Origin of the sequence: Bacillus sp. DX4.1 (genome assembly GCF_030348195.1) — a bacterium.
In the GTDB taxonomy this organism is placed as follows: Bacteria; Bacillota; Bacilli; order Bacillales; family Bacillaceae_G; genus Bacillus_A.
The window spans coordinates 1,463,579-1,489,949 of sequence record NZ_JAUCFT010000008.1 but is presented as its reverse complement, the minus strand read 5'-3'; the positions used below and the strand labels follow the sequence as shown (position 1 = coordinate 1,489,949).

24 protein-coding genes are annotated in these 26,371 nt (G+C 35.2%); 13 read left to right on the top strand and 11 right to left on the bottom strand.

The window, feature by feature from the left end:
* Window positions 1-2: 2 nt before the first annotated feature.
* Window positions 3-788, bottom strand: coding sequence for a hypothetical protein (locus QUF99_RS10580; protein ID WP_289369959.1), 786 nt, complete (start codon window positions 786-788; stop codon window positions 3-5).
* Between the two features lie 304 nt (window positions 789-1,092).
* On the opposite strand from QUF99_RS10580, the gene deoD reads away from it, so the two are divergent.
* The 4 genes from deoD (at window position 1,093) to QUF99_RS10560 (ending at window position 4,967) form a co-directional block, all read left to right on the top strand.
* Entirely contained in the window at window positions 1,093-1,800 is a 708-nt protein-coding gene (gene deoD, locus QUF99_RS10575; protein WP_289369957.1) for a purine-nucleoside phosphorylase, read from the top strand.
* Between the two features lie 225 nt (window positions 1,801-2,025).
* The gene (locus tag QUF99_RS10570) at window positions 2,026-3,843 is read left to right on the top strand and encodes a HAMP domain-containing sensor histidine kinase (RefSeq protein WP_289369955.1); all 1,818 of its coding nucleotides are present in this window, start codon (window positions 2,026-2,028) and stop codon (window positions 3,841-3,843) included.
* Between the two features lie 107 nt (window positions 3,844-3,950).
* On the top strand, window positions 3,951-4,481 hold the full coding sequence (locus tag QUF99_RS10565) for a tyrosine-type recombinase/integrase (RefSeq protein WP_289369954.1): 531 nt from the start codon (window positions 3,951-3,953) through the stop codon (window positions 4,479-4,481).
* Between the two features lie 291 nt (window positions 4,482-4,772).
* On the top strand, window positions 4,773-4,967 hold the full coding sequence (locus QUF99_RS10560) for a DUF3924 family protein (RefSeq protein ID WP_289369953.1): 195 nt from the start codon (window positions 4,773-4,775) through the stop codon (window positions 4,965-4,967).
* A gap of 14 nt (window positions 4,968-4,981) precedes the next feature.
* Here QUF99_RS10560 and QUF99_RS10555 read toward each other — a convergent pair whose 3' ends face one another.
* The 3 genes from QUF99_RS10555 to QUF99_RS10545 all read right to left on the bottom strand — a co-directional run bounded on the left by QUF99_RS10555 (window position 4,982) and on the right by QUF99_RS10545 (window position 10,343).
* A complete protein-coding gene (locus QUF99_RS10555) occupies window positions 4,982-6,940 on the bottom strand; it encodes a beta-propeller fold lactonase family protein (RefSeq protein ID WP_289369952.1) in 1,959 nt (652 codons plus the stop codon).
* A 230-nt stretch (window positions 6,941-7,170) separates the two neighbouring features.
* Entirely contained in the window at window positions 7,171-9,231 is a 2,061-nt protein-coding gene (locus QUF99_RS10550; protein ID WP_289369950.1) for a hypothetical protein, read from the bottom strand.
* 266 nt (window positions 9,232-9,497) lie between these two features.
* A complete protein-coding gene (locus tag QUF99_RS10545; RefSeq protein ID WP_289369949.1) occupies window positions 9,498-10,343 on the bottom strand; it encodes a DUF72 domain-containing protein in 846 nt (281 codons plus the stop codon).
* A gap of 151 nt (window positions 10,344-10,494) precedes the next feature.
* On the opposite strand from QUF99_RS10545, the gene QUF99_RS10540 reads away from it, so the two are divergent.
* Complete coding sequence (locus QUF99_RS10540) at window positions 10,495-11,751, top strand: ATP-binding protein (protein WP_289369948.1); 1,257 nt, start codon at window positions 10,495-10,497, stop codon at window positions 11,749-11,751.
* Window positions 11,752-11,896: 145 nt separating this feature from the next.
* Complete coding sequence (locus QUF99_RS10535; RefSeq protein ID WP_289369946.1) at window positions 11,897-12,334, top strand: hypothetical protein; 438 nt, start codon at window positions 11,897-11,899, stop codon at window positions 12,332-12,334.
* A 102-nt stretch (window positions 12,335-12,436) separates the two neighbouring features.
* On the opposite strand, the gene QUF99_RS10530 is transcribed toward QUF99_RS10535, so the two are convergent.
* Window positions 12,437-14,455 (bottom strand): transglycosylase domain-containing protein, encoded by a 2,019-nt coding sequence (locus QUF99_RS10530; protein ID WP_289369945.1) that lies wholly within the window; start codon window positions 14,453-14,455, stop codon window positions 12,437-12,439.
* 313 nt (window positions 14,456-14,768) lie between these two features.
* On the opposite strand from QUF99_RS10530, the gene QUF99_RS10525 reads away from it, so the two are divergent.
* From QUF99_RS10525 to QUF99_RS10515, 3 genes are all read left to right on the top strand, one after another.
* The gene (locus QUF99_RS10525) at window positions 14,769-15,389 is read left to right on the top strand and encodes a DUF47 domain-containing protein (protein ID WP_289369943.1); all 621 of its coding nucleotides are present in this window, start codon (window positions 14,769-14,771) and stop codon (window positions 15,387-15,389) included.
* Window positions 15,390-15,400: 11 nt separating this feature from the next.
* Window positions 15,401-16,399, top strand: coding sequence for an inorganic phosphate transporter (locus tag QUF99_RS10520; RefSeq protein ID WP_289369941.1), 999 nt, complete (start codon window positions 15,401-15,403; stop codon window positions 16,397-16,399).
* A 117-nt stretch (window positions 16,400-16,516) separates the two neighbouring features.
* The gene (locus tag QUF99_RS10515) at window positions 16,517-17,317 is read left to right on the top strand and encodes a sulfite exporter TauE/SafE family protein (RefSeq protein ID WP_289369940.1); all 801 of its coding nucleotides are present in this window, start codon (window positions 16,517-16,519) and stop codon (window positions 17,315-17,317) included.
* A gap of 291 nt (window positions 17,318-17,608) precedes the next feature.
* Here QUF99_RS10515 and QUF99_RS10510 read toward each other — a convergent pair whose 3' ends face one another.
* Window positions 17,609-17,833 (bottom strand): hypothetical protein, encoded by a 225-nt coding sequence (locus QUF99_RS10510; RefSeq protein WP_286124199.1) that lies wholly within the window; start codon window positions 17,831-17,833, stop codon window positions 17,609-17,611.
* 541 nt (window positions 17,834-18,374) lie between these two features.
* On the opposite strand from QUF99_RS10510, the gene QUF99_RS10505 reads away from it, so the two are divergent.
* Entirely contained in the window at window positions 18,375-18,887 is a 513-nt protein-coding gene (locus QUF99_RS10505) for a Crp/Fnr family transcriptional regulator (RefSeq protein WP_289369939.1), read from the top strand.
* A 103-nt stretch (window positions 18,888-18,990) separates the two neighbouring features.
* Here QUF99_RS10505 and hmpA read toward each other — a convergent pair whose 3' ends face one another.
* The 3 genes from hmpA to QUF99_RS10490 all read right to left on the bottom strand — a co-directional run bounded on the left by hmpA (window position 18,991) and on the right by QUF99_RS10490 (window position 22,116).
* Window positions 18,991-20,196 (bottom strand): NO-inducible flavohemoprotein, encoded by a 1,206-nt coding sequence (hmpA, locus tag QUF99_RS10500; protein WP_289369937.1) that lies wholly within the window; start codon window positions 20,194-20,196, stop codon window positions 18,991-18,993.
* A 180-nt stretch (window positions 20,197-20,376) separates the two neighbouring features.
* Complete coding sequence (locus tag QUF99_RS10495) at window positions 20,377-20,895, bottom strand: hypothetical protein (protein WP_289369935.1); 519 nt, start codon at window positions 20,893-20,895, stop codon at window positions 20,377-20,379.
* A 123-nt stretch (window positions 20,896-21,018) separates the two neighbouring features.
* Complete coding sequence (locus QUF99_RS10490; protein WP_289369933.1) at window positions 21,019-22,116, bottom strand: site-2 protease family protein; 1,098 nt, start codon at window positions 22,114-22,116, stop codon at window positions 21,019-21,021.
* 116 nt (window positions 22,117-22,232) lie between these two features.
* Between QUF99_RS10490 and QUF99_RS10485 the strand changes: the two genes are divergently transcribed.
* A complete protein-coding gene (locus tag QUF99_RS10485; protein WP_289369932.1) occupies window positions 22,233-22,430 on the top strand; it encodes a hypothetical protein in 198 nt (65 codons plus the stop codon).
* Between the two features lie 53 nt (window positions 22,431-22,483).
* Here QUF99_RS10485 and QUF99_RS10480 read toward each other — a convergent pair whose 3' ends face one another.
* On the bottom strand, window positions 22,484-23,341 hold the full coding sequence (locus QUF99_RS10480) for a YhfM domain-containing protein (protein ID WP_289369931.1): 858 nt from the start codon (window positions 23,339-23,341) through the stop codon (window positions 22,484-22,486).
* 112 nt (window positions 23,342-23,453) lie between these two features.
* On the opposite strand from QUF99_RS10480, the gene QUF99_RS10475 reads away from it, so the two are divergent.
* Entirely contained in the window at window positions 23,454-24,230 is a 777-nt protein-coding gene (locus QUF99_RS10475) for a class I SAM-dependent methyltransferase (protein WP_289369930.1), read from the top strand.
* A 35-nt stretch (window positions 24,231-24,265) separates the two neighbouring features.
* Here the strand turns inward: QUF99_RS10475 and QUF99_RS10470 are convergent, their stop codons facing one another.
* Entirely contained in the window at window positions 24,266-24,475 is a 210-nt protein-coding gene (locus tag QUF99_RS10470; protein WP_286124191.1) for a hypothetical protein, read from the bottom strand.
* Between the two features lie 279 nt (window positions 24,476-24,754).
* Here QUF99_RS10470 and QUF99_RS10465 point away from each other — a divergent pair, with 279 nt between their 5' ends.
* Window positions 24,755-26,257 (top strand): bifunctional metallophosphatase/5'-nucleotidase, encoded by a 1,503-nt coding sequence (locus tag QUF99_RS10465; RefSeq protein WP_483298624.1) that lies wholly within the window; start codon window positions 24,755-24,757, stop codon window positions 26,255-26,257.
* Window positions 26,258-26,371: the final 114 nt, after the last annotated feature.

The window sequence follows — 26,371 nt, the reverse complement described above, 5'->3', positions numbered from 1 at the left end:
CACTAGCTGCTTTTTCGTTTTTGAACTTGTAATACAAACTCTTTTTCATGCTTTTGCCCATTTATATAAAAAACACCCCATAGTTTATAACTTCCTTCTTCTGGAAACGTAATACGATATTGAAGTTGTTCTTCTTCATTGACAGGAAGCGCATATAAAAAATGCTCTTTTTTCTCATCAACAATATAAAGAGCCGCATGTTCTCCACTATTCGAGCGAAGTTTTAAACTTTCTCCCTTTTTTGTTTGAAATTGAAATGTCAGAGTAACTGCTTCATTTGGATGTAAGGCACCAAATAAGAGCGACATTTGATAATCACCAATTTTTTTTGTTAATACCGGATCTACAGGTAACTGCTTTTGTTTTTTCTTATCTTTCTCTTCTTCCCCTAAATGTTTCCGTGCAAAGGATTGTGCTGTTTTACCATGATCTTCATACAAAAAAATTGTTTGTATGCTTTCTTTTGTCACTTTTGTAGATAGTTTATAAGAGCCGTTTCCAGAAAATGAAGGATTGATTTGCTGGACACCCTTTAACTGCTCGTCCACAATAACAGCTCTAATGTTATCGTTAACACCACGAATTTCACTATTCCTTTTATTAAACAGTTGAAATTCAATGTCTACTTTTCCATTTCCCTCTCTGTTTTTCACATCCCATTTCACTTCTTGTATGGCCCCTGCTGTTTCCGTTGTTCCTTTATACTTTTGCATGTAGAATCCACCAAGTACAATAAATAATAAAGCAATCAGTCCTATGACAAGATTTTTCATGCACTCACCTGCCACACTTTTTTCGTGAATTATAACACAATTCTGACATTTTGTTCTATAAAAAATGAAATATTATTATTTTCTCCAGATTGAACAGAATTAGCTCTTGCTTATGCAAGAGCATCATTGAGATTAAGAAGGATTGATTCAACTATTGAAAACGTTCTTTCTCGTACATACTACAAATGATAAAGTGAAACCTTTTTCAGTGGAGGTATTACTGCCTATTAGTGCGGGAGAAAACACTTTAATCAGCATGATTCCTATTGTATAATGCAAATGATGTTGATTATACATATATATAACAAGGAGGATTTTTATGAGCGTTCATATTGAAGCAAAACAAGGTGAAATTGCTGAATCTATTTTACTACCTGGTGATCCATTACGCGCAAAATATATTGCAGAAACATTTCTAGAAGATGTAACTTGCTATAACAATGTACGTGGTATGTTAGGATTCACTGGTACTTATAAAGGAAAACGAGTTTCTGTTCAAGGTACTGGTATGGGTGTTCCTTCTATTTCTATTTATGTAAACGAACTCATTCAAAGTTACGGTGTAAAGAATTTAATTCGCGTTGGAACATGCGGTGCTATTCAAAAAGATGTAAAAGTTCGTGACGTTATTATTGCGATGACAGCTTGTACAGACTCTAACATGAATCGTTTAACATTCCCAGGATTTGATTTTGCACCAGCTGCAAACTTCGATCTTTTAAAGAAAGCATATGATGCTGGAACAGAAAAAGGATTACAAGTTCGCGTTGGTAATGTTTTAACAGCGGATGTATTCTATCGTGAAAGCATGGATATGGTAAAGAAACTTGGCGAATACGGTGTATTAGCTGTTGAAATGGAAACAACTGCTCTTTATACATTAGCAGCAAAATACGGTGTAAATGCATTATCTGTATTAACAGTAAGTGATCACATCTTTACTGGAGAAGAAACATCTGCAGAAGAACGTCAAACAACATTTAACGAAATGATTGAAATCGCTTTAGATGCAGCTATTCAACAATAAAATACAAAAGAACTTGTCATACATGTCTGGCAAGTTCTTTTCTTATTTTGTATATATGTATAACAAACACATCACATGATTCTATCAATTATCATTGTATTATGTTATATGACTTTTTATAAAAAACTACTCCTAAAAACGACAGATTTTCATTTCCTACTTTCTTTAATCGTTTGCTATAATAAAGAAAATATTTACGTAAGTATTCTTTTATGAGGTGAAGAAGTGAAAAAAAGAAGTATTGTTTTTAAACTATTCCTATTAACATCAACATTATTTACTGTTACCTTTCTCCTTTTTTTCCTTGGACAATCGTTGTTTTTAGAAAAGTTTTATATCAATAAAAAAATCCATACTGTCCAAACTTCTTTTGAAAAATTCATAACAAATTATGAGAAAAGCGGTGGAACATTTGAGGAAGTTACAAAACTCAAACAAGAATTTCACGAAAAAACAAATGCTGAACTCGTTTTGTTAGATCCAAATGGAATTATAAAAGATGAAAATAATTTCTATATTGAAATTGTGGATAAATCAAATAAAACATACTCGATCCCGCTCAATAATATTTTAACGAACGATGAATACACAAAATTTATGAATTTACAGTTGAAAAATAATGATGTTATTCTCATTGATGGAATTCCAAAAAAAGATACCATTATCCCTGTTGAAATTACAACTCGTTATAATTCATGGAAAAATGATAACATCATTTCTGACTTTAAGTTATTTGATATCGATTGGACAAACACAAAAAATAACAAATATGCAAAAGATACAAGACTCGGTATTCAGCGTTTTGAAGGCATTGTATCTAAAATTCACCTTCCTTCCAAAAATGACATCCGCCTTGCAAACAATGTAGATACATTATTTCAAGGGATTCAGCATTGGAGCGTATCGGTATTACTAGGTAAGGCGAATGCAAACGAATTGACGACATATACTATTGGTGGGGAGAATGAAGTTAAAAGCCAAATTTTCGTAAAACCGGTTTTAGAAAACGGTAAACTTAAGGAATTTGCTTTTGCAATGACTTCCTTGCAACCCGTTGATGAGGCGATGCTTGTTTTAAAAGATTATTACGTCTATGCACTGATTATTGTCTTCTTCATTATTATTTTACTATCATTTTATTATTCGAAAATTATTGTCAAGCCGCTTATCAAAATGAATCGAGTTACAAAAAAAATGGCTAACTTTGATTTCACCGAAAAATTACCTGTGTCAGCGGACGATGAGATTGGCGGTTTATCTAGTAGTATTAATACATTATCTGTTAATTTAAAAGACCGAATTGATCGATTGAACGTGGCAAATACGAAATTACAACAAGATATCGAACGAGAACGTCAATTAGAAAAAACACGAAAAGAATTTATTTCTGGCGTATCTCATGAATTAAAAACACCATTAAGTGTCATTCGAAGCTTTACAGAAGGCATTAAAGATGGTGTCAGTAAAGACAACAACTACTATACAGATGTTATTTTAGAAGAAACAGAAAACATGAACCGACTCATCGTTGAAATGTTAGAGTTAGCAAAACTAGAATCTGGCACATACAAATTAGAAATGAATACTTTTTCACTTGGTGAACTTGTTCAGCAAGTCTATACAAAACTTCTATTTAGTATGGAAGAAAAACATTTACACGTAGAAATCGATGCAAATCCTTCTATTTATGTAGAAGCGAACCGCAATCGTATTGAGCAAGTTGTTATCAATTTACTGAGCAATGCGATTCGCTATACACCAGATAGTAGAGAAATCCGTATTCGTGTAATAGAAAATGACGAAAAAGTTAAAGTGGAAATTGAAAATACTGGAAACCCCATTCCCAATGAGAGTTTAGAAAAAATATGGGATCGCTTCTACCGTCTAGATGCTTCACGTAGCCGTCATACTGGCGGTACGGGACTTGGACTATCGATTGTAAAAAATATTTTAGAACTACATCATGCCGAATACGGTGTATACAATACCGATGATAGTGTTGTCTTTTACTTTGATTTACAAAAAGTAAAAGAAGTCAAATAATTTGTCTTAATTTCACGAGGAGTTCACATGAAATTCACACCCTCCCTTTATAGTAGTAACTAAGTTAATCCTTTCCTTTACACATATAAATGAGGAGAGTGCGTGAAATGAAACAAGCAGGACAACCTATTCAAAATGGACAACAATTAGAAAAAATCAAAAATATACTTTTACAATCTTCGAAACGTGATGGATTATTATTCGTACTAGCTGTTAATTCTGGTTTAAAAGTGAGCGAAATTTTACAATTAAAAGTTGGCGATGTAATCGATGAAAATGAAAATGTTCGCCACTCCATTTTGTTTTACAACGAAAAAGTAAAAAAACATAAATGGTTCGCTGTAAACGAAGAATTACAACATGCAATCGAAGATTACATGAAAGAACGAAAAACTTGGAAACGAAATGAACCGTTGCTAAAATCTCAAAAAGGAACGAAATCCATTACGAGACAGCATGCATGGTATATTTTAAACAAAGCAGCAAAAGAAGTTGGTTTAGAAGGGATTAGCTCACATACACTTCGAAAAACTTGGGGATATTGTGCCTATAAATCTGGTGTCGATATAGCATTTTTACAACACTTCTTTGATCATAGTACCCCATCAAAAACTTTAAAATATATCGGTATTGCTTAAAACAATGAACATCGTTCTTATAGTACTTGTTCAAAAAAGAGGATAAAGAGAGCCGAGTAGTTCGAGGCGCGGAAGCCAGGAGAATACGGAGTGTAGATCGAACTACATGAGTACCGAATTGGCGACGTAACGAAGAAATAGGGCAGCTATCTTTACCGGATTTTTTGAATAGCTTCTTATACATAAAAAAGGTTACCAACTTTAAAACTGGTAACCTTTTTTATGTTTCATATTCCCTATCCTTGTTTCTATCATTTTGTAGTGGTACTCTAGTAATAAGGGGGAGAAATTATGAACACATTAACAATTGAATTACCGAAAGAAACAGCAGAAAAACTCGGCTTATTAAAACAGGCTTATCAAAAGAAAACAGGTGCTTCTATTTCTGAAAGTACACTCATTCAATCTCTTATTTCAAGAGAGTTTATTCAAGAGATTACTCCGTTTGATTTACAACAATATGCAACTCAAAAAGAACAGCGCTAAGCGCTGTTCTTTTTCTATTGAATCGATTTTACATATTCTGCAATCGCATGAACTTCTTGTTCGGATAGCTGTGGCTTTTCTACATATTGATGCTTCTCTACTGCTTCTTCAATTGTGTTCGCACTACCATCATGTAAGTATGGAGCTGTTGTCCATACACCACGAAGTGTTGGTGGATCAAAAAAACCTTTTTGTCGCTTATTTTGGAAACCACCGCGTGCATCACCATCATATCCTGTATCTGTTTCATTTGCAGTACCAATGTTATAAAGGAAATTTGTATTATCCGTCGTCAATTTTCCATTTCCATCCATTGCTTTTGTGCTGTTTGTAAAATTATCTCCTCCGTGGCATGTTAAACAACTTGCCTTTCCTTTAAACAACTTCTCACCGTCTTTAGCCGTAGGGGTTAATGAACCATCAGCTTGACGATTTGGGCTCTTTGGAACCGGAAATGAATTAGGATCATCTAAAAATGCTTGCAAAGCATCATACATATGCTGAACATCTTTTGGAACCTCCTTTCCCGGATCTAGTTCCATCATACCACCCATTTCACCTTGTACAGTATGAATATAATCTGTAAAATCATCACGTGAGCCATCCCACATAAATAAACCTGTTTTTGTAGTTAAAACGTTACTCGGAACATTTCGTTTTCCTTTTGGTGTCAATAATGACAGGCCATTTATTTCTCCATCACTATGACACGTCACACAACTCATCCAGTTATTACCAGTTATTGACGTCGCATATTTATCACTATTTGCACTATAGAAAATCTCTTTCCCTTCACGTACAAGTTTTGATAAAGAATCTTTTTCAATTAATTTAACCGTCTTTTTATCAGCTTTCACTTTTGCGTATGAATCATCACCACCCGTTTCTAAAAAAGCAAGATCATGACTCATCGCATTGTGAACAGCTAACGTATTTTCTTTCGGAAGAACAGTAATACCGCGCGGATTACTTCCCGGAATGCGCCTTACAATTTGCGTCGCATTGCCACCGCGAGTTAAATCAAACATGACAAGATCTTCACTGCCTGACATAACAACAAATACTTTCGTCCCCTTTTCATTAAAAACCACATCGTATGGATTAGATACAATCATTGTTTCATTTTTTGTATCCTTCACATTCATCGCTTCAAAAAGTTGCTTACGTTGTTTTGTAACTTCTTCATCTTTTTCTAAATCAATAATCGAAACTGCCGGAAACACTGTTTCTTCAAACTGAATCGGCGTATCTATATTCGTAAGCATATGTGGTACCCATGCTGTTTTACCATCTGGTGCAATGACAAATTGCTCTAATGTATTTGGAATTCCTTGACTCTTTTTACGGTCTTCTCTGTCTGGAGAAGGAGCAAGCGTAATTACTTTCTTTACTTTATTACTCTCTGTATCTACAACACTAATTTTCCCCTCTAAATAATGCGGCACATATAATTTTTTTCCGTCTTTCGTCATTGCTAATGTTCGTGGACGGTCACCAATTTTAATCTTTTCGATTGTTTTTTTCTTTTCAATGTCTATAACTGAAACATTCTCCGAACGAAAATTGGATACGTATAACTTTGTCCCATTTGGATTTGTGACAATACCAAAAGGTTCCATCTCTGTTGCAATTCGATCTACCACTTTTTTCTTTTCTAACGATACAACATCTACCTTATTATCATACATACAAGAAACATATAATTTCGTTTCATCCGGACTTATTGTTAATTGTCTTGGCTCTTTTCCAACGGGAATCTCTGACACTACTTTTCTACTTTTTGTATCCGTAACTGTTACTGTATTAACATCAATATTTGCTGTGTAAATCCATTTTCCATCTTTACTCGCTATAATATTATTACTGTGAACAGCATCGCTACGTTTCTCTTCTTTTCCATTCATTTTCATTCCGCAACTAGCAAGCACACTTATACATAGGAGCAGCACGAACGCCATCAACAATCGCTTCATCATCTAACCCTTCTCTCTTTCCCTTACTCTAGGTAATAAGCCTCGCATCCTTACATTCTAAAGAATCGTCAAGGAAAACTACCACTAAAAGCGCAATTGGTCCAATACCCCATCAACGAGAGACACAATACTTGTTGATGAATACACCTTTTTATTACATCCTTATTTCACAAAAACCGAACAAGCTTATAAACTTGTTCGGTCTTACTACTATCATAAATTGGTTTGTCCTATTTCCCTTTTTTCACTTCCACGTCTACAAGAACTGGAGCAATCCCATTCTTCCCATGACCAGCTTGAACTTGCGGTACATTATCCTTATCGGTATTTCCAAGCTTCTCTTTTATATAAACATCTCCTGTATCCCAGAACTCACTTGTTTGCATTCCTTCTTTTAGTGATGGCCCATTGATAACTTGATCATAAAAATCAACATAACGAGAAGTAATTACTTTTTGTTCTAATGAATCATATTTCGTTTTATCTGCATCCGTGTTACTTAAATTTTGCAGTGCAACGCGTAAGGCTGCTGATACACTACCCGCTGTATATGGTGTATATTTCATTTCACCTTTTTTCGTTTCATATGCACGTGCTTCTTTATTCCACATTTTACGATCAACTAAATCATATAGTTTACGTGCTTCTTCACGATACATTTCATCTTTCGTTGCTAAAAAGGCTGCCGTTAACCCACGAATTGCTCCAAGCTGCGCTTCTAGTGTTACCGGTTCCTCATCTGCCCCTTTACCAATCGTATAGCCATTTGCGATGAAACCATCCTTTGTTTTCATATTTTTCAATAAGAAGTCCGCTTGTGTCTTAATCATATTAAGCGCGCGTTTTCCTTCTTCTGTTTGCAACCCTTGTGCCTCTGCTCCACTTGCATATCCAACTGGCATACCATCAATTGCACGTTGGAACATGCGAAGTGCTTCTACCATATAACTTGCATCAAACGTATCAATCCGCTTACCTTGTTCTGTTCCACTATGCTCTGTAACAAACGCTCCTGTTTCTTTGTTATAGTGCATCGCTTCAATATTTTTAAATACATGTAGCATTACATCACGATTTAAAGAGTATGGATCATCTGCCTTTACATCATTTGCCACATCAAGATCTGTATTTTCAGTTGCCGCTTTTGCAAACGGTGCACCGTCAAATGCCGCTTGGAAAGCTGGATTCACATTTTTATTATCCGGACGTTGATCAGTCATTCCGAAAAATTCTGCCGTTGGCCATAACATCATCCACTGATCACGAAGCATACTACGTGTATCCTTGACTTCTAACCCACCAGCCTTTGCAATTCCGCTTTTTTCCTCCTCATTTACTTTAATCTCATGTGGTAAGTAAACAAGACCGTTTTCTGGATTATATTTACTTCCAATTCCGCTCGTTAATTGTTTTGCATTCGCATCATAAAATAATCCATCACGAATATATGCAAGCTTATTCCAAATTTCTTCTGTCAAAATTACACCTTGCATACCATCTGCACTACTTTTTCCAAGACGAATATTTGCATCTTGATCCTGTGTACTTGATGTCGCTTCTAATTCTTCATCTTTATCTACTGTATGGAAACCGCCCAAGAAGTCTCCTGCCCATAATGATTGTTTTAAGAACGCTGAACCATATGCTGCTGGTGTTAACGTTTTATTCATTTTCGCACGATCCCAGCGCAATGTTTTGAAATCCGTTTGGAACGCTGGTACATATGTTTTGTCATCATTTTCTGCATAGACTGATGTATCTACTTTTTGCGTATAGTGTGGATCACCGCCAGCATACTCCATAAATGTCGGGTACATATTAGCAAATATTTCTTTACGTGGATATCCTACACTGTCTGCTAATGTATAAAATCTATCCTCTAGCCAAGCGGGAACGTCTTTATTAGCTTCCTTTGTCATTTTTTGGGCAATTGGTGCATGAAGTAAATGCAATCCAAGACCTGATTTTTCTACAACTTCATACATTGCTTCTTCTGAGTACTCATAAGATTCAATTCCGGCCATATAATCAAATTTCGTTGGTTTATTTCGTTTTTGTGCATCTAAAATATCTAAGTCTAATCCAAGCCCTTCCGCTAATGGCTCCCCAGATAATTCAAACTCTGTATATGCAAACATATTTGCTGCTGTATCAAAAGAATAATTAGTTACCGGTACACGATATGTATTTTTTTCTTTTGACGTTTCTTCTTTTTTCCCCGCACACCCTACTGATAGTAGAAGTGAAGAAACAACAGCAACTGTCGTCATAACTTTCCATGGTTTTTTCATTCATTCCCGCTCCCTTAATTAATATTGATAATTGTTATCAAATAAACGCTTTCATTATATTATTAAATTTTTTTTTTGTAAACTTTATTTTTTTCGAAAAAAATAATAGGAAAAGTATTGACAACGATAATGATAACCATTATCATTTATTATGAAGCCAACAATTGATGAATAAACCAAACGCTCAGTAACATTGTTACCCCTCTTTTTCATAACGAACAACACTGTACATTCCCCCTGTTTGTACAGTGTTGTTCGTTTTTACATCATTCGAATAAATTTAGTTGCTCGGGTTTCGGTTTTCCATATGTAATGCCTAGCATATTCATTAGTTGCTTCGCATTATCCGCAGCATCTCCGCCCGAATTATTATTAAATAATACATATATATTTTTTGTTTTTTTCTGCAATGTCTGTAGCCTATCTACCCATTCTTCTAACTCTTTTGTATTATAGCGGTATAAACAGCGGACAGCTCGCCAATTTTCTCCTTTATCAAGCCAGCCATGAACATTACGGCCATGAAAACGAATCAGTGCCATTTCAGAATGTGTCGCTTCTAATATGAGTGGAACGGATCCTATTCCCGCTTGTGGCTCATCGCAAATGGTATGAATCCAGTTTTCCTGTTCTAGAAACTGTAACGTCTTATCGTGTATATTTGGGTAAAACCAAGTTTGATTTCGAAATTCTAATGCACACGGTAAGCCTTTCATCTTTTCTTTTGTATAACGAAGTAGATCTACATTTTTCTTTTTACAATCGAACCATGGTGGATATTGAAATAAAATCACCCTCAGTTTTTGTGCTTCTTGGAGCGGAAGAATCGATTGTTTAAACGTTTCAAACATCTCATTAACATTTGAAAATGGAATTTCTTCCTGCATATGCCCCGTCATCCCTTGATACGCTTTGACAACAAATGAAAAATCGTTTGGCGTTTCTCCGGCCCATTTTGTATAATTTCGAGCCGGTTGCATTGCGTAAAAAGAGCTATCCACTTCAACAATTGGAAAATGCTCACTATATGTTCGTAATTTATTTCTGTTTTCGTAGGAATTTGTATATAAAGAATGATGGTCTCCCCAACCTGTTAATCCAATGGAAATCAAATTTCCTCCTCCCTTCACTTCTTTACTTTTATTCCCGTTTCATCATGAAACAAACTCGCATTGGTAAAAGTTTCAATTTTATACAAAAGCATTTGTATAAAATTATGATATACTAAATGGAATGATTTTTAAATTAAGGGGTTATTTATTTATGTTTCAAGAGGATACTACTTTATCTCATGAAAATCAAATTCAGGAATTAGAAAACAAAGTTCGTTTTTATGAGCAACTAATTGATCAATTACCACATCATTTTATATATGAAAATTCACAGCTTGGTTTGCGATTACAAAAACAAGGAGATTCTTCTCATGCCATAAGTAATATACCGAAAGAAGATGAAAATCCAAGTTTTTTGCTCACTTGTGATTCCCTCTTTCTATTTGAACAGCTGGAAAAACATTTTATTCATATTTTTGATGCATTTTCACATCATGTTACTTTTATCAACAAAGAAGGTTGTATTACGTTATGTAATCAAGCAGCTGCAGACGATTTTGGTATTGAGAGAAATGATATAATAGGTAAATCAATTCAAGACTTATTAAACCTACCAAAAGAAAAAATTAAAGCATTAGAAACATTGTATTCTGGAAAAGAAATTTATAACGAGGAAGTATTAGACCAAAACTACGGCATTTGTAACAATCGCATTATGCGTGATCACAATGGAGAGATTTTCCGAGTTATCAGTGTATTTCATTACTTAAATACAGAGCGTGATGCCGAAAAGCTAGCATTAGCTGGTCGAATTGCGGCAGGTATTGCCCATGAAGTTCGAAATCCACTTACGACAGTACGAGGGTATTTGCAATTTTTACAAGACAGCGTTTCTGCTTCCAATAAAGAGCTCTTTAAAAACCTTCTCATCCCAGAATTAGATCGTGCGAACAATATTATTACTAAATTTTTATCTATTACAAAAGAGCATGAATTTAAAAGAGAGCCATTCCCTATTAATACGTTTTTACGTGGTTACATTCAACAGTTATTAGCTAGCGAAGTATTTTTACATAACATTTCAATCCAATATGACTTGTCTCCCGAGTTAGAAAGCGTACTCGTAAATATTGATCGCCATGAGCTTGTACAAGTCTTTTTGAACTTATTTCAAAACGCTGTTGATGCAAAGAGTGACAAACCTTTAGCCATCAAAATTACAAGTCATCGTTTGGACAATTTTGCTCGAATTACTTTTCAAGACAATGGAACGGGCATTCCAGCAGCCATTCAAGAATATATATTTGACCCATTCTTTTCTACAAAAGATGCAGGAACAGGACTTGGTTTATCGGTTACAAGAAAAATCATCCAAAATCATAATGGAACTTTAAAAGTTTCTAGCACTGAGAATGGCACAACCTTTACCATCTCGATTCCATTAAAACAAAAAACAACTGGCTTATAAAATTCATAACTTCCATTAAGGCCAAACGTAAAAAAAGAGCGAACGTTCGCTCTTTTTTTACGTTTCTTTACCTCAAATTTACTTTAGCTTAATGCTTATTTTGTATGATAAGTAATGAAGACATTTATATGAAAGAGGGATGAAAATGAAAGTATTGTCATCAATACGCTTTTGGCAAGCTCTTATGTCATGTGTTATTTTATGTTCTGCACTCTTTTTAGTTGGAGAATATAGTACATCTAAAGCAGCCGCAACCCTTGATGCTCCGTCATATGAACTATTATATGCAACACAAAATACTATACCTCTCTCTTCTCCCTCCCAAAAAGAAAAAGTAGTTGTCAAAGGAATGGTCATTACTAAGGCTTCTTCCTATAATGAGCTTAATCAAATTGCAAAGCAACTTAAAGAACAGTATGCAAAAAAGAAAATTGATGCTGTTGAACTGTCCGTTCATAATAAAAATAACGGACAGTATGAAGAAGAACTTCCCTATGAGCCAATTAGTAAAGGAACGATTTCTATTACTTATCACTCACCATCCTCTTCACATGTAATTGTTCATCTTAACAATCGACTATAATTGTTTATCCCGCTATTCTCGGGCAGTAATACCCCTACCGATCAAAGTTTCACTTTATATGAGAAAAGAGACGAATATAAAGTGATTCGCCTCTTTTTATCTTTAAAAGAACGGGATCCATTCTTTTACTTTATCTATCCATTCTTTCTGCTGCTTTTTTCTTTGTTGTTCTTCTTCTTTTCTTCTTTTTTCTTCTTCAACTGTTTTTAACTGTTTTGTATAATCGACTTCTGATATAAGTGATAATTGAAATGCTTTTTGAGTAGGATTTGCGTCAGCTTTTTTCATAATATCTCGAAACATTGTTGTTGTAATTTGGCTACCACCTGGCACATAATGCTCGCTATCTGTTTTATCATACCCTACCCAAATTGCACCAACTAAATCTGGCGTATAGCCAACAAACCATGAATCTTTCGCCCCGCTGCTGGGACCATCTACAAGTTGAGTTGTCCCTGTTTTACCAGCAGTATCAATATTTTTCACCTTTGCTTTTTCACCCGTTCCTTTTTCAACAACACCTTTTAATAGGTATGTTATTTTTTGAGCAATTTTCTCGCTCGTTACTCGGGTTTCTTTTTTGTACCATTTCCCAACTATTTCTCCTTCAGCATTCTGTATTTCCCGGATTGCATGTCCTTCAATTTGTACTCCATCATTTGCAAATGTTGCATAAGCTTGAGCCATTATGAATGGTGAAGTTCCTGTATACATTCCCCCTAACGCGATATGATAAGCGCGATCTTCCTCTTGTAACGGAATACCAAATCGTTCTAATGATTTCAAACCTTTTTCTAATCCAATTTGTTCTAACAACCACACCGCTGGGACATTGTAAGACTTTGCAACCGCTTCATACATTGTGACATCCCCATGAAAAGTATGATCGCTATTTTGGGGTGTATAATCTTTTATATTAAGCGGTTCATCTTTTAGCACATCATATACTTCATACCCTTGTTCTAACGCCGGTACGTACACCGCAAGAGGCTTTAGTGTTGATCCTGGTTGTCTTTTTAATTGCGTCGCATGATTAAATTGCAAAAATTGATACGTCCCCCTACCACCAACTAATGCTGGGACACCCCCAGTTTTCGGATCCATAAGTACAATCCCTGTTTGCATAAGCTGATCAGAACTACTCCCCTTAAAATAATTATCATTATTTACAACATCTTCTACCGCCTGTTGTTTTTTCGGATCCAGCTCTGTATAAATACGATAGCCACCAGCTAAAATTTCATTTTGTGTTAATTCATATTTCTCCATTGCCTCTCGAACAATATAATCCACATATTGCGAATATTTCCCTTTATACTTATCATCAACACCTCGGCGTAATACGAGACCAGTTTCTTTCTCTTTGTTATATTGCTCCCCTGTAATATATCCTTGTTCTTTCATAAGCGATAGAACAACGTTACGTCTTTCAATCGATTTATTAAAGTTTTTATAAGGTGAGTACGTTGACGGTGCCTTAATTAACCCTGCTATTGTAGCAGCTTCTGATATTGTTAAATCTTTTACTTCTTTATCAAAATATGATTTCGCCGCTTTTTTAATCCCCCAAGCACCTTCACCAAAATAAATTTGATTCATATACATTTCAATAATTTCATCTTTCGTATACGTACGTTCTATTTTTTTCGTAAGAAAGTACTCTTTAAACTTACGTGAAAATGTGCGCTCTTGTGTCAAGAATACATTTTTTGCAAGTTGTTGGGTAATCGTGCTTCCACCAGCAACAACTTCCCCAGCGGTAATATTTTTCAAAACCGCACTCATAATCCCACTATAGTAAATACCATGATGGCTATAAAATTCTTTGTCCTCTACTGCAACAATTGCCTGAATCATAATATCAGGAATATCTTTTCGTTTAATCCCTTCTGTTTTCGAAGAAGATAGCTTTGCTGCTACTTCTTTATTAGCGTCATAAATGAGAGTTGGCTGTGGGACAGCTTGCTTTAATGCAGATATGTCTTGAATGGAAATTATAATATTTACAGCAATAAGCAGAGTGATGAACAAACCACCAATAATGAATAACACATTGCGCAGTTTCTTTTTCTTGTTGAACCACTCAAGCATCCTTTGTAAATGAGTGTTGTTCAATTTCATTTATCCACTTCCTTTATTTGTTTACAATCTCATTAGGAAAAGGAAGAAATTTCCCCCTTTTAAATTCTTTATGATAACGTAATAATTCGTCAAGTGTAAAGCATTTCTTTCTTATTATATATTTCACAAGAAAAGGACATTCTACAAGTAAGATATTTATTATCAATAATTAACATTATTAATGCATCAATGTGTATTATGTTAAGTTTTTGTAAACTTTTCGATAAAATGTTTTAAAAACCGACAGTTTTTTGTTAGAATTGACTAGCCAAATATATTTTACATATATTACTTTTTTGTGGGGGTAACAATAATGGTCTTTAAATCTAAGAAAGATAAATTTTCTGAAATGCTAATGAATATTTCTGAAAATTTAAAAGAAGGCGCTCAATTTTTCGTGGAGTATAAAATTAAAAATGCTAGCGATTTAAAAGAGTTTTCTATGCGCATGAAAGAATATGAGTCAAAGGGTGACTCATACATTCACGAGATTATTATGGAGCTAAACAAAGCGTTTATCACTCCTATTGAACGTGAAGACATCCTACAGCTTGCAATGAGTATGGATGATGTTTTAGACGGGTTAGATCATAGTGCTGCTCTATTTGAGATGTACTCTATTACAGAAGCAGATGAATACATGATTAAATTCGTAGATGCGATTAATCAATGTGCAATTGAAATCGCAAATTCTGTTGAGCTTATGTCGAACAAAAAGTTAGTAGACATTCGTACAAATGCAATCAAAATTAAGGATTATGAATCACAGTGTGATGATATCCGTCGTCATGCGATTAAGCATTTGTTCTCTCGTGAAAAAGATCCAATTAAGATTATTCAGTATAAAGAGATTTACGAAGAGCTAGAAGAAATAGCTGATAGCTGTCAAAGCGTCGCAAATGTGTTAGAAACAATTATTATGAAGAATGCATAAGGAGTTTGATCATGAATACACTCTTGTTTTTAACTATTTTAATTGTCATCTGCGCTCTAGCTTTCGATTTTATTAATGGATTTCATGATACAGCGAACGCCATTGCAACAGCAGTTTCAACGAAAGCTTTGAAGCCAAGACATGCAATTATTATGGCAGCTATTATGAACTTTTTAGGTGCAATGACATTTACAGGAGTAGCAAAAACAATTACAAAAGACATAGTTGACCCATTCGCTTTAAACAATGGATCATATGTTATTTTAGCTGCTCTGCTTGCTGCCATTGTTTGGAACTTAATCACTTGGTACTACGGTATTCCAAGTAGTTCTTCGCATGCAATCATTGGTGCAATCGCAGGCGCTGCAATTGCTGCTGCTGGTGTAAATTCATTAAATTATAAAGGATTTATTAAAATTATTGAGGCTTTAATTATTTCACCAATCGTCGCTTTTGTTATTGGTTTTATCGTATATAGTATTTTTAAAGTTGTCTTTAAAAACTTTAATCTAACGAAAACAAATAAAAATTTCCGTTTGTTCCAAATTTTCACAGCTGCATTACAAGCTTACACGCATGGAACAAATGATGCACAAAAAGCAATGGGAATTATTACAATGGCATTAATGACAAATGGTCTTCATACTTCCGGAGATATTCCTTTATGGGTCCAATTCTCATGTGCTCTTTCAATGGGACTTGGTACTTCTGTTGGTGGATGGAAAATTATCAAAACTGTCGGTGGACAAATTATGAAAATTCGTCCTGTAAATGGTGTGGCTGCGGATCTATCATCATCACTTGTTATTTTCGGGGCAACATTTATTCATTTACCAGTTAGTACAACGCATGTTATCTCTTCTTCTATTTTAGGAGTAGGTGCTTCACACCGCGTCAAAGGTGTAAAATGGGGAACTGCAAAGCGTATGTTAATTACATGGGTTATTACACTTCCTATTTCAGCTTCATTAGCTGCTTTATTCTTTTACCTATTACAGTTAATCTTCTAATAAAAAGTCGTCTTCCTTTTCTTTCTAGGAAGACGACTTTTTTGTGAACAACCCTGTTTCTATTCAAAAAGTGTGTATAATGAATGTTGTATTAGTTATGCAGAGGAGTGTGCAATTTTGGAATACATCATGTTACTTTTCATCGGATTAATTGCGGGAACAGTCGGAAGTCTAATAGGGCTTGGCGGGGGAATTATTATTGTCCCTTTACTGATTGGGCTGCATAGTTTGTCACCACAATTAGCAGTTGGGACTTCGATTGTGACCGTTGTTTTCACCGGTCTATCCTCTACTCTTACATATATGAAACATAAGCGAGTAGATTATAAAAGCGGACTTATTTTATTCATTGGGAGCGGTCCAGGTGGCATTATTGGATCGTGGGCAAACAAATTTTTAAATCCTGATACTTTCTCTTTATACTTCGGGATTTTTCTTATTTTTGTATCAATCCTTCTTATGTTACGGGATAAACTGAAACCTCTTTCCCTATCAAATGCTACTGTCATTAAACGTTCTTTTACAAATGCTGAAGGTGAGACCATTCTTTATCAATTCCCACCGTTTCTTGCTATTATTATCGCATTTGTAGTTGGCTTCATATCTGGATTATTTGGAATTGGTGGCGGTGCCCTCCTCGTTCCAGCGATGATGCTTCTATTTGCTTTTCCAGCACAAATTGCTGTGGCGACTTCCATGTTTATCGTCTTTTTATCAGCAATCGTGAGTTCTTTAACTCACATTTCTCTCGGAAATGTCAGCTGGATATATGCATTGATCCTCATACCAGGTGCATGGGTTGGTGGAAAAATTGGAGCTTACATTAATACAAAATTGAGTGGCAATGCCATCATTAATTTGTTACGTATCACATTAATTATTCTCGGAACTAGACTAATTATTAGTACTTTTCTGTAACGTGTTCTTTTTAGAATGCGTTTTTTTCATACACAAGAATATAAAAACATCCCTAAAATAAAACATACTACCGCACACACACACAACAACATACAATTCGAAATATGTAATTTGTCCAAGTTGATCACTCCTATAGCTGCGACTGTTATACTTATCATAACGAAAAAACAGACACGTTGCCGTTACAAAGCGCTAACAATACAAAAGCAATTATTACAAATTTAACCCATTTATTACATCTATTTGTATAATCTATCGATTCAATAAAAAAAGATGTCATATTGACATCTTTTAGTGAAGGAGTGACCACCCCATAAAATCTTCATGTACTTGACGTGCTCGTTTATCATTTCTATCATACAATTCAGCATAGCTATCCGTTTCTTCATCATAAGCCATTGTATAAATAATTTGACCCTCTATTTCAACTGATAGAACAACTCCACCCTTCATCTCTTCCACATGTATTACTGCATTAGCTGGAATTTTCATATCAGTCATCTTCGCATCTAACAATATACTAAACCCCCTACAGCGTATTCATTGCTATATAAATCCATTTTGATTTTTCGACATATAGCCGCGGCTATGGATAACAAAAGGTGACCTACACTCGTTTTCTCTCTTTGTTTTCACTTGGCATGGGGCAGGAAAAGGATCTGACCGCTTCTATGCATGGCCAGATGCTCTCTCCCACCTAAAAAGAAGGGTTTTATGTCGGTTTTTTAATTTGTATTTATATAGTGCTATTACACACTAAATAGTATACTACTGTAATAGTGTATACTTCGTCAACAAAATTACTGTTTGTCAGCTTATAGTCTTTTCCAACTAACTCTTCTATAATAAAAAATATATAGCGTCAACTAACGATCAACTTTTTTGTTTTACTAATCCTTAGTTGAACCAATCGGGCTTTTACGAGCAGTTATCCCCCACCTATCTTCTTTGTTTCTCTCTGAATCTTGAGGTGGGAGGTCTTACTGTCCGCGAATAGCGGGATAAAATTTTCCCTTTACCATACTGATCATCAGAACTAAATAGCGAGGTGCTAACATTGATTTTACATAAAGGAGACATATTATTTCGTCAAGGAGAAGAAGGTCCTCTATATTTTGTTAAAAGTGGGCTTTTAAAAGTCATTCGATTGCAAGAAGATGGCACACCATTTTTATTTAATATCATCGTTCCAGGTGAAACAATTCCTCACCATTCATTAATTTCACCAAAGGAATACCATGGTACGACAATCGCTTTAATTAAAACAGAGGTTGAACTAGTTTCAAATCACCAATGGTACGAACAATTACATGTCAATCCAGAATCATACGTAGATATCGCCATGCAACTTCAGGCAAAATTACGAATGATGCAACAACGAATTGATCAATTAACAACCGTTTCTCCAAAAGAGCGTCTTCATCGCTTGCAAGAATGGTTTGCGCTATATTTAGGAGAAATTCCAATCTATGAAATATTAACACAAACAGAAATTGGTCAACTTATCGGCATACGCCGTGAAACAGTAAATCGATTACTACGAGAACAAATAAAAAACGAGGTGAACTAACACCTCGTTTTTTCATTATCTCGCATAAACAGGCTGTAATACCCCAACTTCAAAATTCATAGAGAAAGCAAAGAAGTTAGGTGGAGATGAAAGTTTTACTTTATTACAAGCTTGCTTTCGGTCCAAAGAATTCAAAGTTAATGTGCTCAGGTGCAACGCCCCACTCTACTAATGCTGCATTGATACCCTTCATAAATGGTACTGGACCACAGAAATAAAATTCCGCTTCAGCCCCAGGAATAATAGATTGTAACCACTCTAAATCAACGAATCCTTCTTTATCAAAATTCTTTGTTTGTAAATCTTGTTCTGTTGGTGCAGAGTAGCAAGTGTACGCTTTCACCTGTTTATTTTCTTCTACCACTTGGTTTACGTGCTCTTTCATTGCATGCACATTACTATTTAATGCAGCATGAATAAAGTATACATCTCGGTTAGAGGATTGCTCAATTAATGTATTTAGCATACTCATCATCGGTGTAATACCAACTCCGCCACTAATTAACACAACCGGTAAATTTGAATCCGTGTTTAAAACAAAATCTCCAGCTGGTGCACTTAGTGATAACACATCACCTTCTTGTACGTGATCATGTAAATAATTAGACACGACGCCATCTGGTGCCTCTTTACTTGTTTCTCGTTTCACACTAATACGGTAATATCCTTTGCCAGAAGCATCTGATAAACTATATTGACGATTATGTATATTTTTTTCTCCTGGAATATTTATCTTTAAGCCTATATATTGTCCAGGTAAGAATGAAGACACTTCTCCACCATCTTCTGGTTTTAAATAAAACGACGTAATAACGTCACTTTCCTTCTCTTTTTTCGCAACGATAAAGTTACGGAAGTCTTTCCAGCCTCCCTCTTTTCCCGCTGCCTCTTCATACATTTCTGCCTCTATACTAATGAATGCATCAGCGATTACACCGTACGCTTCTCCCCAAGCGGTTAACACTTCCTCTGGTGCCCCTACAACCTCTTCGATTGCTTGTAATAAACATTTCCCTACAATTGGATACTGATCTGCTTTAATACCTAAACTTCTATGTTTATGAGCGATTTGTTTTACAACCGGAATGATAGCTTCTAAATTATCAATATACATCGCTGCGGCATAAACAGTATTTGCCAGCGCATGTTGCTGTTTTCCTTGTTTCTGATTTGCATGATTAAAGATATTCAATAACTCAGGGTGTTCCGAGAACATAATTTGATAAAAGCGAGTCGTAATATCTACACCTTTTTCTTGTAATAATGGTACTGTTGATTTTACTATTTCAATTGTTTTTGCACTTAACATTATATCTCACTCCTTTATTTCCTTAACTGTTATTAGTGTAAACGAAATAATAATTGAAGGGTGTGATTCTAATCACTATAAACACAGTGTTTTTGTGAAAAATATATGAACACTAGCTTTTATAGACCGTTATATCTTTCCCAATAAGCAAAAAAGCTAACCAAAATATTGGTCAGCTTCTTACCGAGAGTGTAAAGCTTGTTCAATCACTTTTACATCTTTCCCATTTCCAAACTCTGTATATCCCCAAATATTTGTTTCACCTGTATATTTGTTTACAACAACATCCAGATCATGATACACACGATGGGCATACACTACATATTCTATATTCCGAACCTCTATGCCCTTTTTCATAATCTCATAACTTCGTTTTACATCCCGCTTCATCTTCTCATCTTTCACTTTTGTATGTACATCTTTTAATGCCGGTTCTTGTTTTTGAAACCATTGTATGAGATGATTCCAATCACCATCCGTGTATTTCTCAGCCTTACCGTAATTTAAGAAATTATTATAGCTTTCGTGTGTCGTGCGGATGAAATGTAATACTTCTTTCTTTTCTTCCACCTCTTCTATTTTTGGTATTGCAGATACTCCAACAGGTTTACTTGCATAGTGTACAAACACTTTCATTAATCCATAACTCGTAATACCCATCACAATAAGAACTCCAAGGATCGTCCACACTTTTTTCATATACCGAACTCCTTTTCTACGGTCGATGTTACATTTATTTCTATATACCATTATATTTGTAACATTCTCTTATAGAAAAAGAATTCCTGTATACATACTTCTTATCATTTCGACACTGTTTTTCTACACATTTCGCTGTGGCAGTTGATCCTGCAAAATCGCATAGCCTTCATATGCAGCATAACCAAGTATTGCAAGTAATCCAATGTAACAAGCAAATACTGTCCATCTTGCTTTTGCATCAGCTTTATAATAATCTTCTTGCTGTTTCTTTTCTTTATCCCACTCCTGCACTTTTCTTTCTGATACTTCCAAAGCTTCCTTTATGCGCATCAACTGTTCTTCTTTTTCTTCTTCGTATGGTACATAATCAAGCGGTTCAAATTTTGGAAGTAAGTATTCTAATACTTCTCCCTTCTGCCGCTCTCCTTTTTCTAAAGTGTTTTCTCGTTCTTTCTGCTTTAGCATATTCATTTCATGATGGATCATATAAATTGTTCGGTGAACAGCTCCTGTTTCTTGTAACTCTTCACGAAATTTAGCAAGGTACCCTTTTGCTGCCTCCACTTTCCATCCTAGTTCTTCAATTGGTTTACTTCTTTTGATAACACTATACAACTGCATACAGCCTATTATAAAGATAAATCCACCAAAAATACTCTTAAATATAATTGAATAGCCAAGTAATATCGCAAGACCAACTGCCCAAAGTTTTGTACTAACCACTGCAACAATTCGACCTCCATCGAGCGGAGAAACCGGGATTAAATTGAAAAAGTTCAACATGCTTCCAAGTAAAATCACAAGAGCCCAAAACGGTTCATTTGTCATGATGTAAAGTGGAATGGCTGGCAGGAATGAAAGCAGTCCAAATAGAGGACCCATATAGGCAATAAAAGCCTCATCCTTTGCATTTTTTGGCATCTCTTTCATTCCAATAACAGCTCCCATAAACGGAATGAAAATTGCAGGAGACGTTGGAATCCCTTTTCGTTTCGCCGCCCATAAATGTCCCATTTCATGTATAAAAAGCAAATAGATAAGCGCTACGCCAAATTTCCATCCATATATTACAGCGTACGCTCCTAGTGAAAGTAGCATACTAAAGACCATGGAAAATTTCGCTAGTTTAAAAATAGCAAACACCCATTTTAATTTTGAAAGCAGGAAGACTCCAACTGCTGCTAATATTCCCCATAACCCTTTTGTGTTTTTTTTCATGTTCATCTCCCCATATTATCTTTTCTTCTATTATGCCATATTTTTTTAGTTTATTGGAAATGATGTTTATTTTATCCAATTTCAGCCAAAACTAACTGTGAAAGGAGGTGCAAACAATGACATTACAATCTTTCATGATCGGTGCCCTTTCATTTCTAGCTTCTACACTGATTTTTTATACAGTTGGCTACGTATTGCTAGTAGATTGGTTACCAAATCATATGTTTATCGGTCTTATTGTTCTTTCTGCTCTTATGATTTCCTATCTTATTACACGAAAATCGATGAGTGAACCGTCTGCAAAAACAAAATAATAGAGTGAACCTTTTGGTTCACTCTATTTTTCATTTCCGAGGAAAAAGTTTGACTATCGCTGCAAATTCATTTTTTCACCGTAATCTTTTACAATCTGGATTATATTTCGAAACGCCCCTACTTCTTCCCTTTTCTGATTGAATACTTTTAAATCATATTCATCATAATAGGTTTCTAGTGCTTTTATTTGTGAAGTGGATGCATCACTTACAGGCACAACAATATTCACTTCATATTGTTTATACCCCTCTTTTACTGGTTCGCCACGTATAAGCTCACTTTTTTCCTTTCCAATCATCTTTTGTACTTTCGAAGGAAAGGTTAATTGAAAATAATACGCTTCTTCTTTTTCTAATGTTTTATATAAAAGATCCGAAATGGTATAAAATACGGTGTAACTCAGCTTATTTTCATTTGTTTTAATATGAAAACGAGTGATTTGAAGGTCTTTTTTTGTAACTTCTGTTAAAGGCATAACTTTTTCATCATCACTTGACTCTGGAGAAACTAGTGGAAGGAAAGAAAGTATTTTTTCCGTATCTGACTTCGTCAACATATACATCCCATTTTCGTCCTGTAACCATCCTTGACGAGATTCTCCGCGCAGCCATGCTCGATACATTTCCTTCTTTCCATTTTGCTGAATTTGAATTTCATATTCTGGTTCGCCAAAACTTCCTGTCACATTTTGCTTTTCAGCTTTCTTTATTAGCTCTACCACCGTTTTCGCTTCTTCATTTTTTAATACTTTTTCTACTTTTCCCTTTTTCCATATACTTACTTGTAAATCTTCTTCCATTACACTCACCGTCTCTTTTACTTGTTTTTTCGGTTGTTCTTTTTCCTTTCCTACTTGGTTACACGATGCCAATACAAAAAGCAACAAGAAAAGGAGCCACTTTTTTTTCATTTCTTTTTTCCTCCTATCTACCAATAAGAAAACCTTATTGGTCTTTCAAAAAAAACAAAAACGTAATCCATGTTGTAATGAGATATACTACATATGAAAGGAGGCTTTTCACATGCCTATTAATTTTCATGATGCCAACAATAAGTATACGTATGCATCGCGTAAGGCGGATCCATCTTGGCGTACAATAATTCAAGCAATAATTGATATGAACGGTAAAAATATAATTGATATTGGCTGCGGTGGCGGTATTTATACAAAAGAACTCGCACTTATGGGAGCTCAGAAAGTCGTTGGGCTTGATTTTTCGAAAGAAATGCTACAAGTAGCAGAAGAAAATTGTGCAACACTACAAAACATTTCTTTTATTCACGGCGATGCCCAGCATATTAATTTTAAGAATGAGACATTCGATGTTGTCATTTCTCGCGCTGTTATTCATCATTTACAAAACATCCCAATTTTTTTGCAAGAAGCCTCTCGCATCTTAAAGAAAGAGGGGTTGCTTATTCTCCAAGACCGTACAATTGAAGATTGTACGATTCCAGGAAGCCCAGAACATATTCGTGGGTATTTCTTTTCCATCTATCCGCAGCTTATTCATACAGAAGAAAAACGAAGACCAAAAATGGAACATATACAGCTGTTATTAGAGCAAATCGGGCTGCAACCACTTCCGGTTCAAACGATGTGGGAAGTTCGAAAAATTCACGATTCCATTGAAGCACTATTACAAGATTTATCCCCACGGACGGGCCGATCTATTCTACACGAATTATCCGACAATGAACTTTCTTCTCTTTTACATCACATTCGCTCTAAGCTTACAACAACAGGTCCTATTGCCGAGAAAGATCGCTGGACCATTTGGACAGCTATAAAAGAGTAAGGAAGCCTCACATTATATCGTGAGGCTTCCTTGTCTCATAATCTAACTTTACAACACTCTTGATAGCCTCCACTTCTAGCCTGTGCACTTCCACACTTTGAACATACTAGAAATCTAGATTTACTTGTCAACAAACTACCTTTATGAAAGAGTAACACTTCTGCTTGTTTAAACGAACGAGAATAATATAACCATATAAAGCCACAAATAGCCATAATTCCAAACAATACACCCATCGCAAGCATTTCCGTCACCTCTTTTGGTTTGTTATTCCAGCAAGTGGATTGTTGTCTTATTCTCTAAAGTGAACAGAAATCCCTGCTTTTTTGCGCAAATTGTCATATTTATCAAAAAATTAAAATCATCATCACATACTCTTTACGTACTCTTTACAAAAGAATAAGTTGTCCTCCTCATACAATGAACATGACATCATAAATAAAAAATCTCTTTAACCTAAATTTATGAAATAGAGGAGTGACAATATGCCATATCGTTTCTCATTTATCATTTTGCTTGTTTATATGGTCATTTCCGTTCTTTTTTCCCCTTCCCCATCTACCGAAGTACAAGTACAAATAATTGGTCTTAATGATTTCCATGGTCAGCTAAATACAACGTCAAAGTTGCATGGAAAAGCGGTGGGACGTGCTGATTATGTAGCTGCCTATATTCAATTGTATCGTGAAAAACAACCTAATACACTGCTTGTTCATACAGGTGATATGATCGGCGGAAGTCCGCCAATTTCGGCACTTTTTCATGATGAACCAACGATGGAATTTTTGAACTATCTCAAGTTTGATGTTGGAACAGTTGGAAATCATGAATTTGATAAAGGGCCTGCCACACTACAACAATTAATCGGTGGTGATTCAATCACACAAACAACGATGTTTTCTGGTAGCTCTTTTCCTTACGTATGTGCAAATGTAATTGATTCAAAAACAAAACAACTCCTCTTCCCTCCCTATACCATTAAATGGGTAGATGGTGTTCCCATCGCTTTTATTGGTGTTGTCACAAAAGATACTCCTTTTCTTACAATGCAAAGCAACATGTCATCCGTTCTTTTTTTAGATGAGGTCTCTTCTATTCATACATATGTACGACAGCTACAAAAGCAAGGCATTCATGCAATTGTTGTTCTTGCACATCTTGGCGGTACAACAAACCATATGGAAACAAACGGACCCTTAGCTGATTTAGCACGTCAGTTAGATGATGACGTCGATATTATTTTCGGTGGCCATTCTCACTCTTATATGAACGGGAACGTTAACGGTAAGCTACTTGTTCAAGCTTATTCATACGGAAAGGCTTTTTCCAATGTTACCGTTACCTTGAATCGAAAAACGAAAGAGATTACAAAAAAAGAAACAAACATCGTTCCCATCTATCAAGATGCAATCCTTCCTGATTCTCACATACAAACATGGATGGAGTCTTACGCTTCAAAAATTCGCTCTACTACGGAAGAAACGTTAGGAGAAACGGAACATACGTTAACACGAGATCAAAATGACGATGGAGAAACAAAGTTAGGTACGCTTCTAGCTATCGCTCAGCGTCAAATTATGAAAACTGATATTGCTTTTGTAAATCCAGGGAGCATTCGTCACAACTTAAAAAAAGGTCTGATTACATGGGAGGATACATTCCTGATTCAACCATTCGGAAATACATTAATTAAAATGGACCTGTCTGGAAAGGAGATTCGAAATATCCTGCAAGAACAATGGAAAGAAGAAACGCGTATGCTACAAATTTCTGGAATCCGCTATACTTGGAAAAATAAAATAATCCAATCCATTTCATTAGAAGATGGGACGCCTCTCCAAGAAGATCGAATATATTCTGTTACAGTCAATTCTTTTTTAGCAAATGGAGGAGATAAATTTATGACTTTTAAAACCGGGAGAAATCGTACTGAAGGCCCAACAGATCAAGAAGCATTCGCAAATTTCATTCGCTCCATTTCACGAATAGATACACTTCCTCAAAATTATATTCAAAAAATCTATTAACTTTCGTAAAAAAACATGTGTAATTTTTGTCAAAATACTTAAACAAAATTTATTGACGTGAACGAGTACGTTATAAAGCTGTTCCCCAGAGAGTTGACGCTTTGCTGAAAGCCA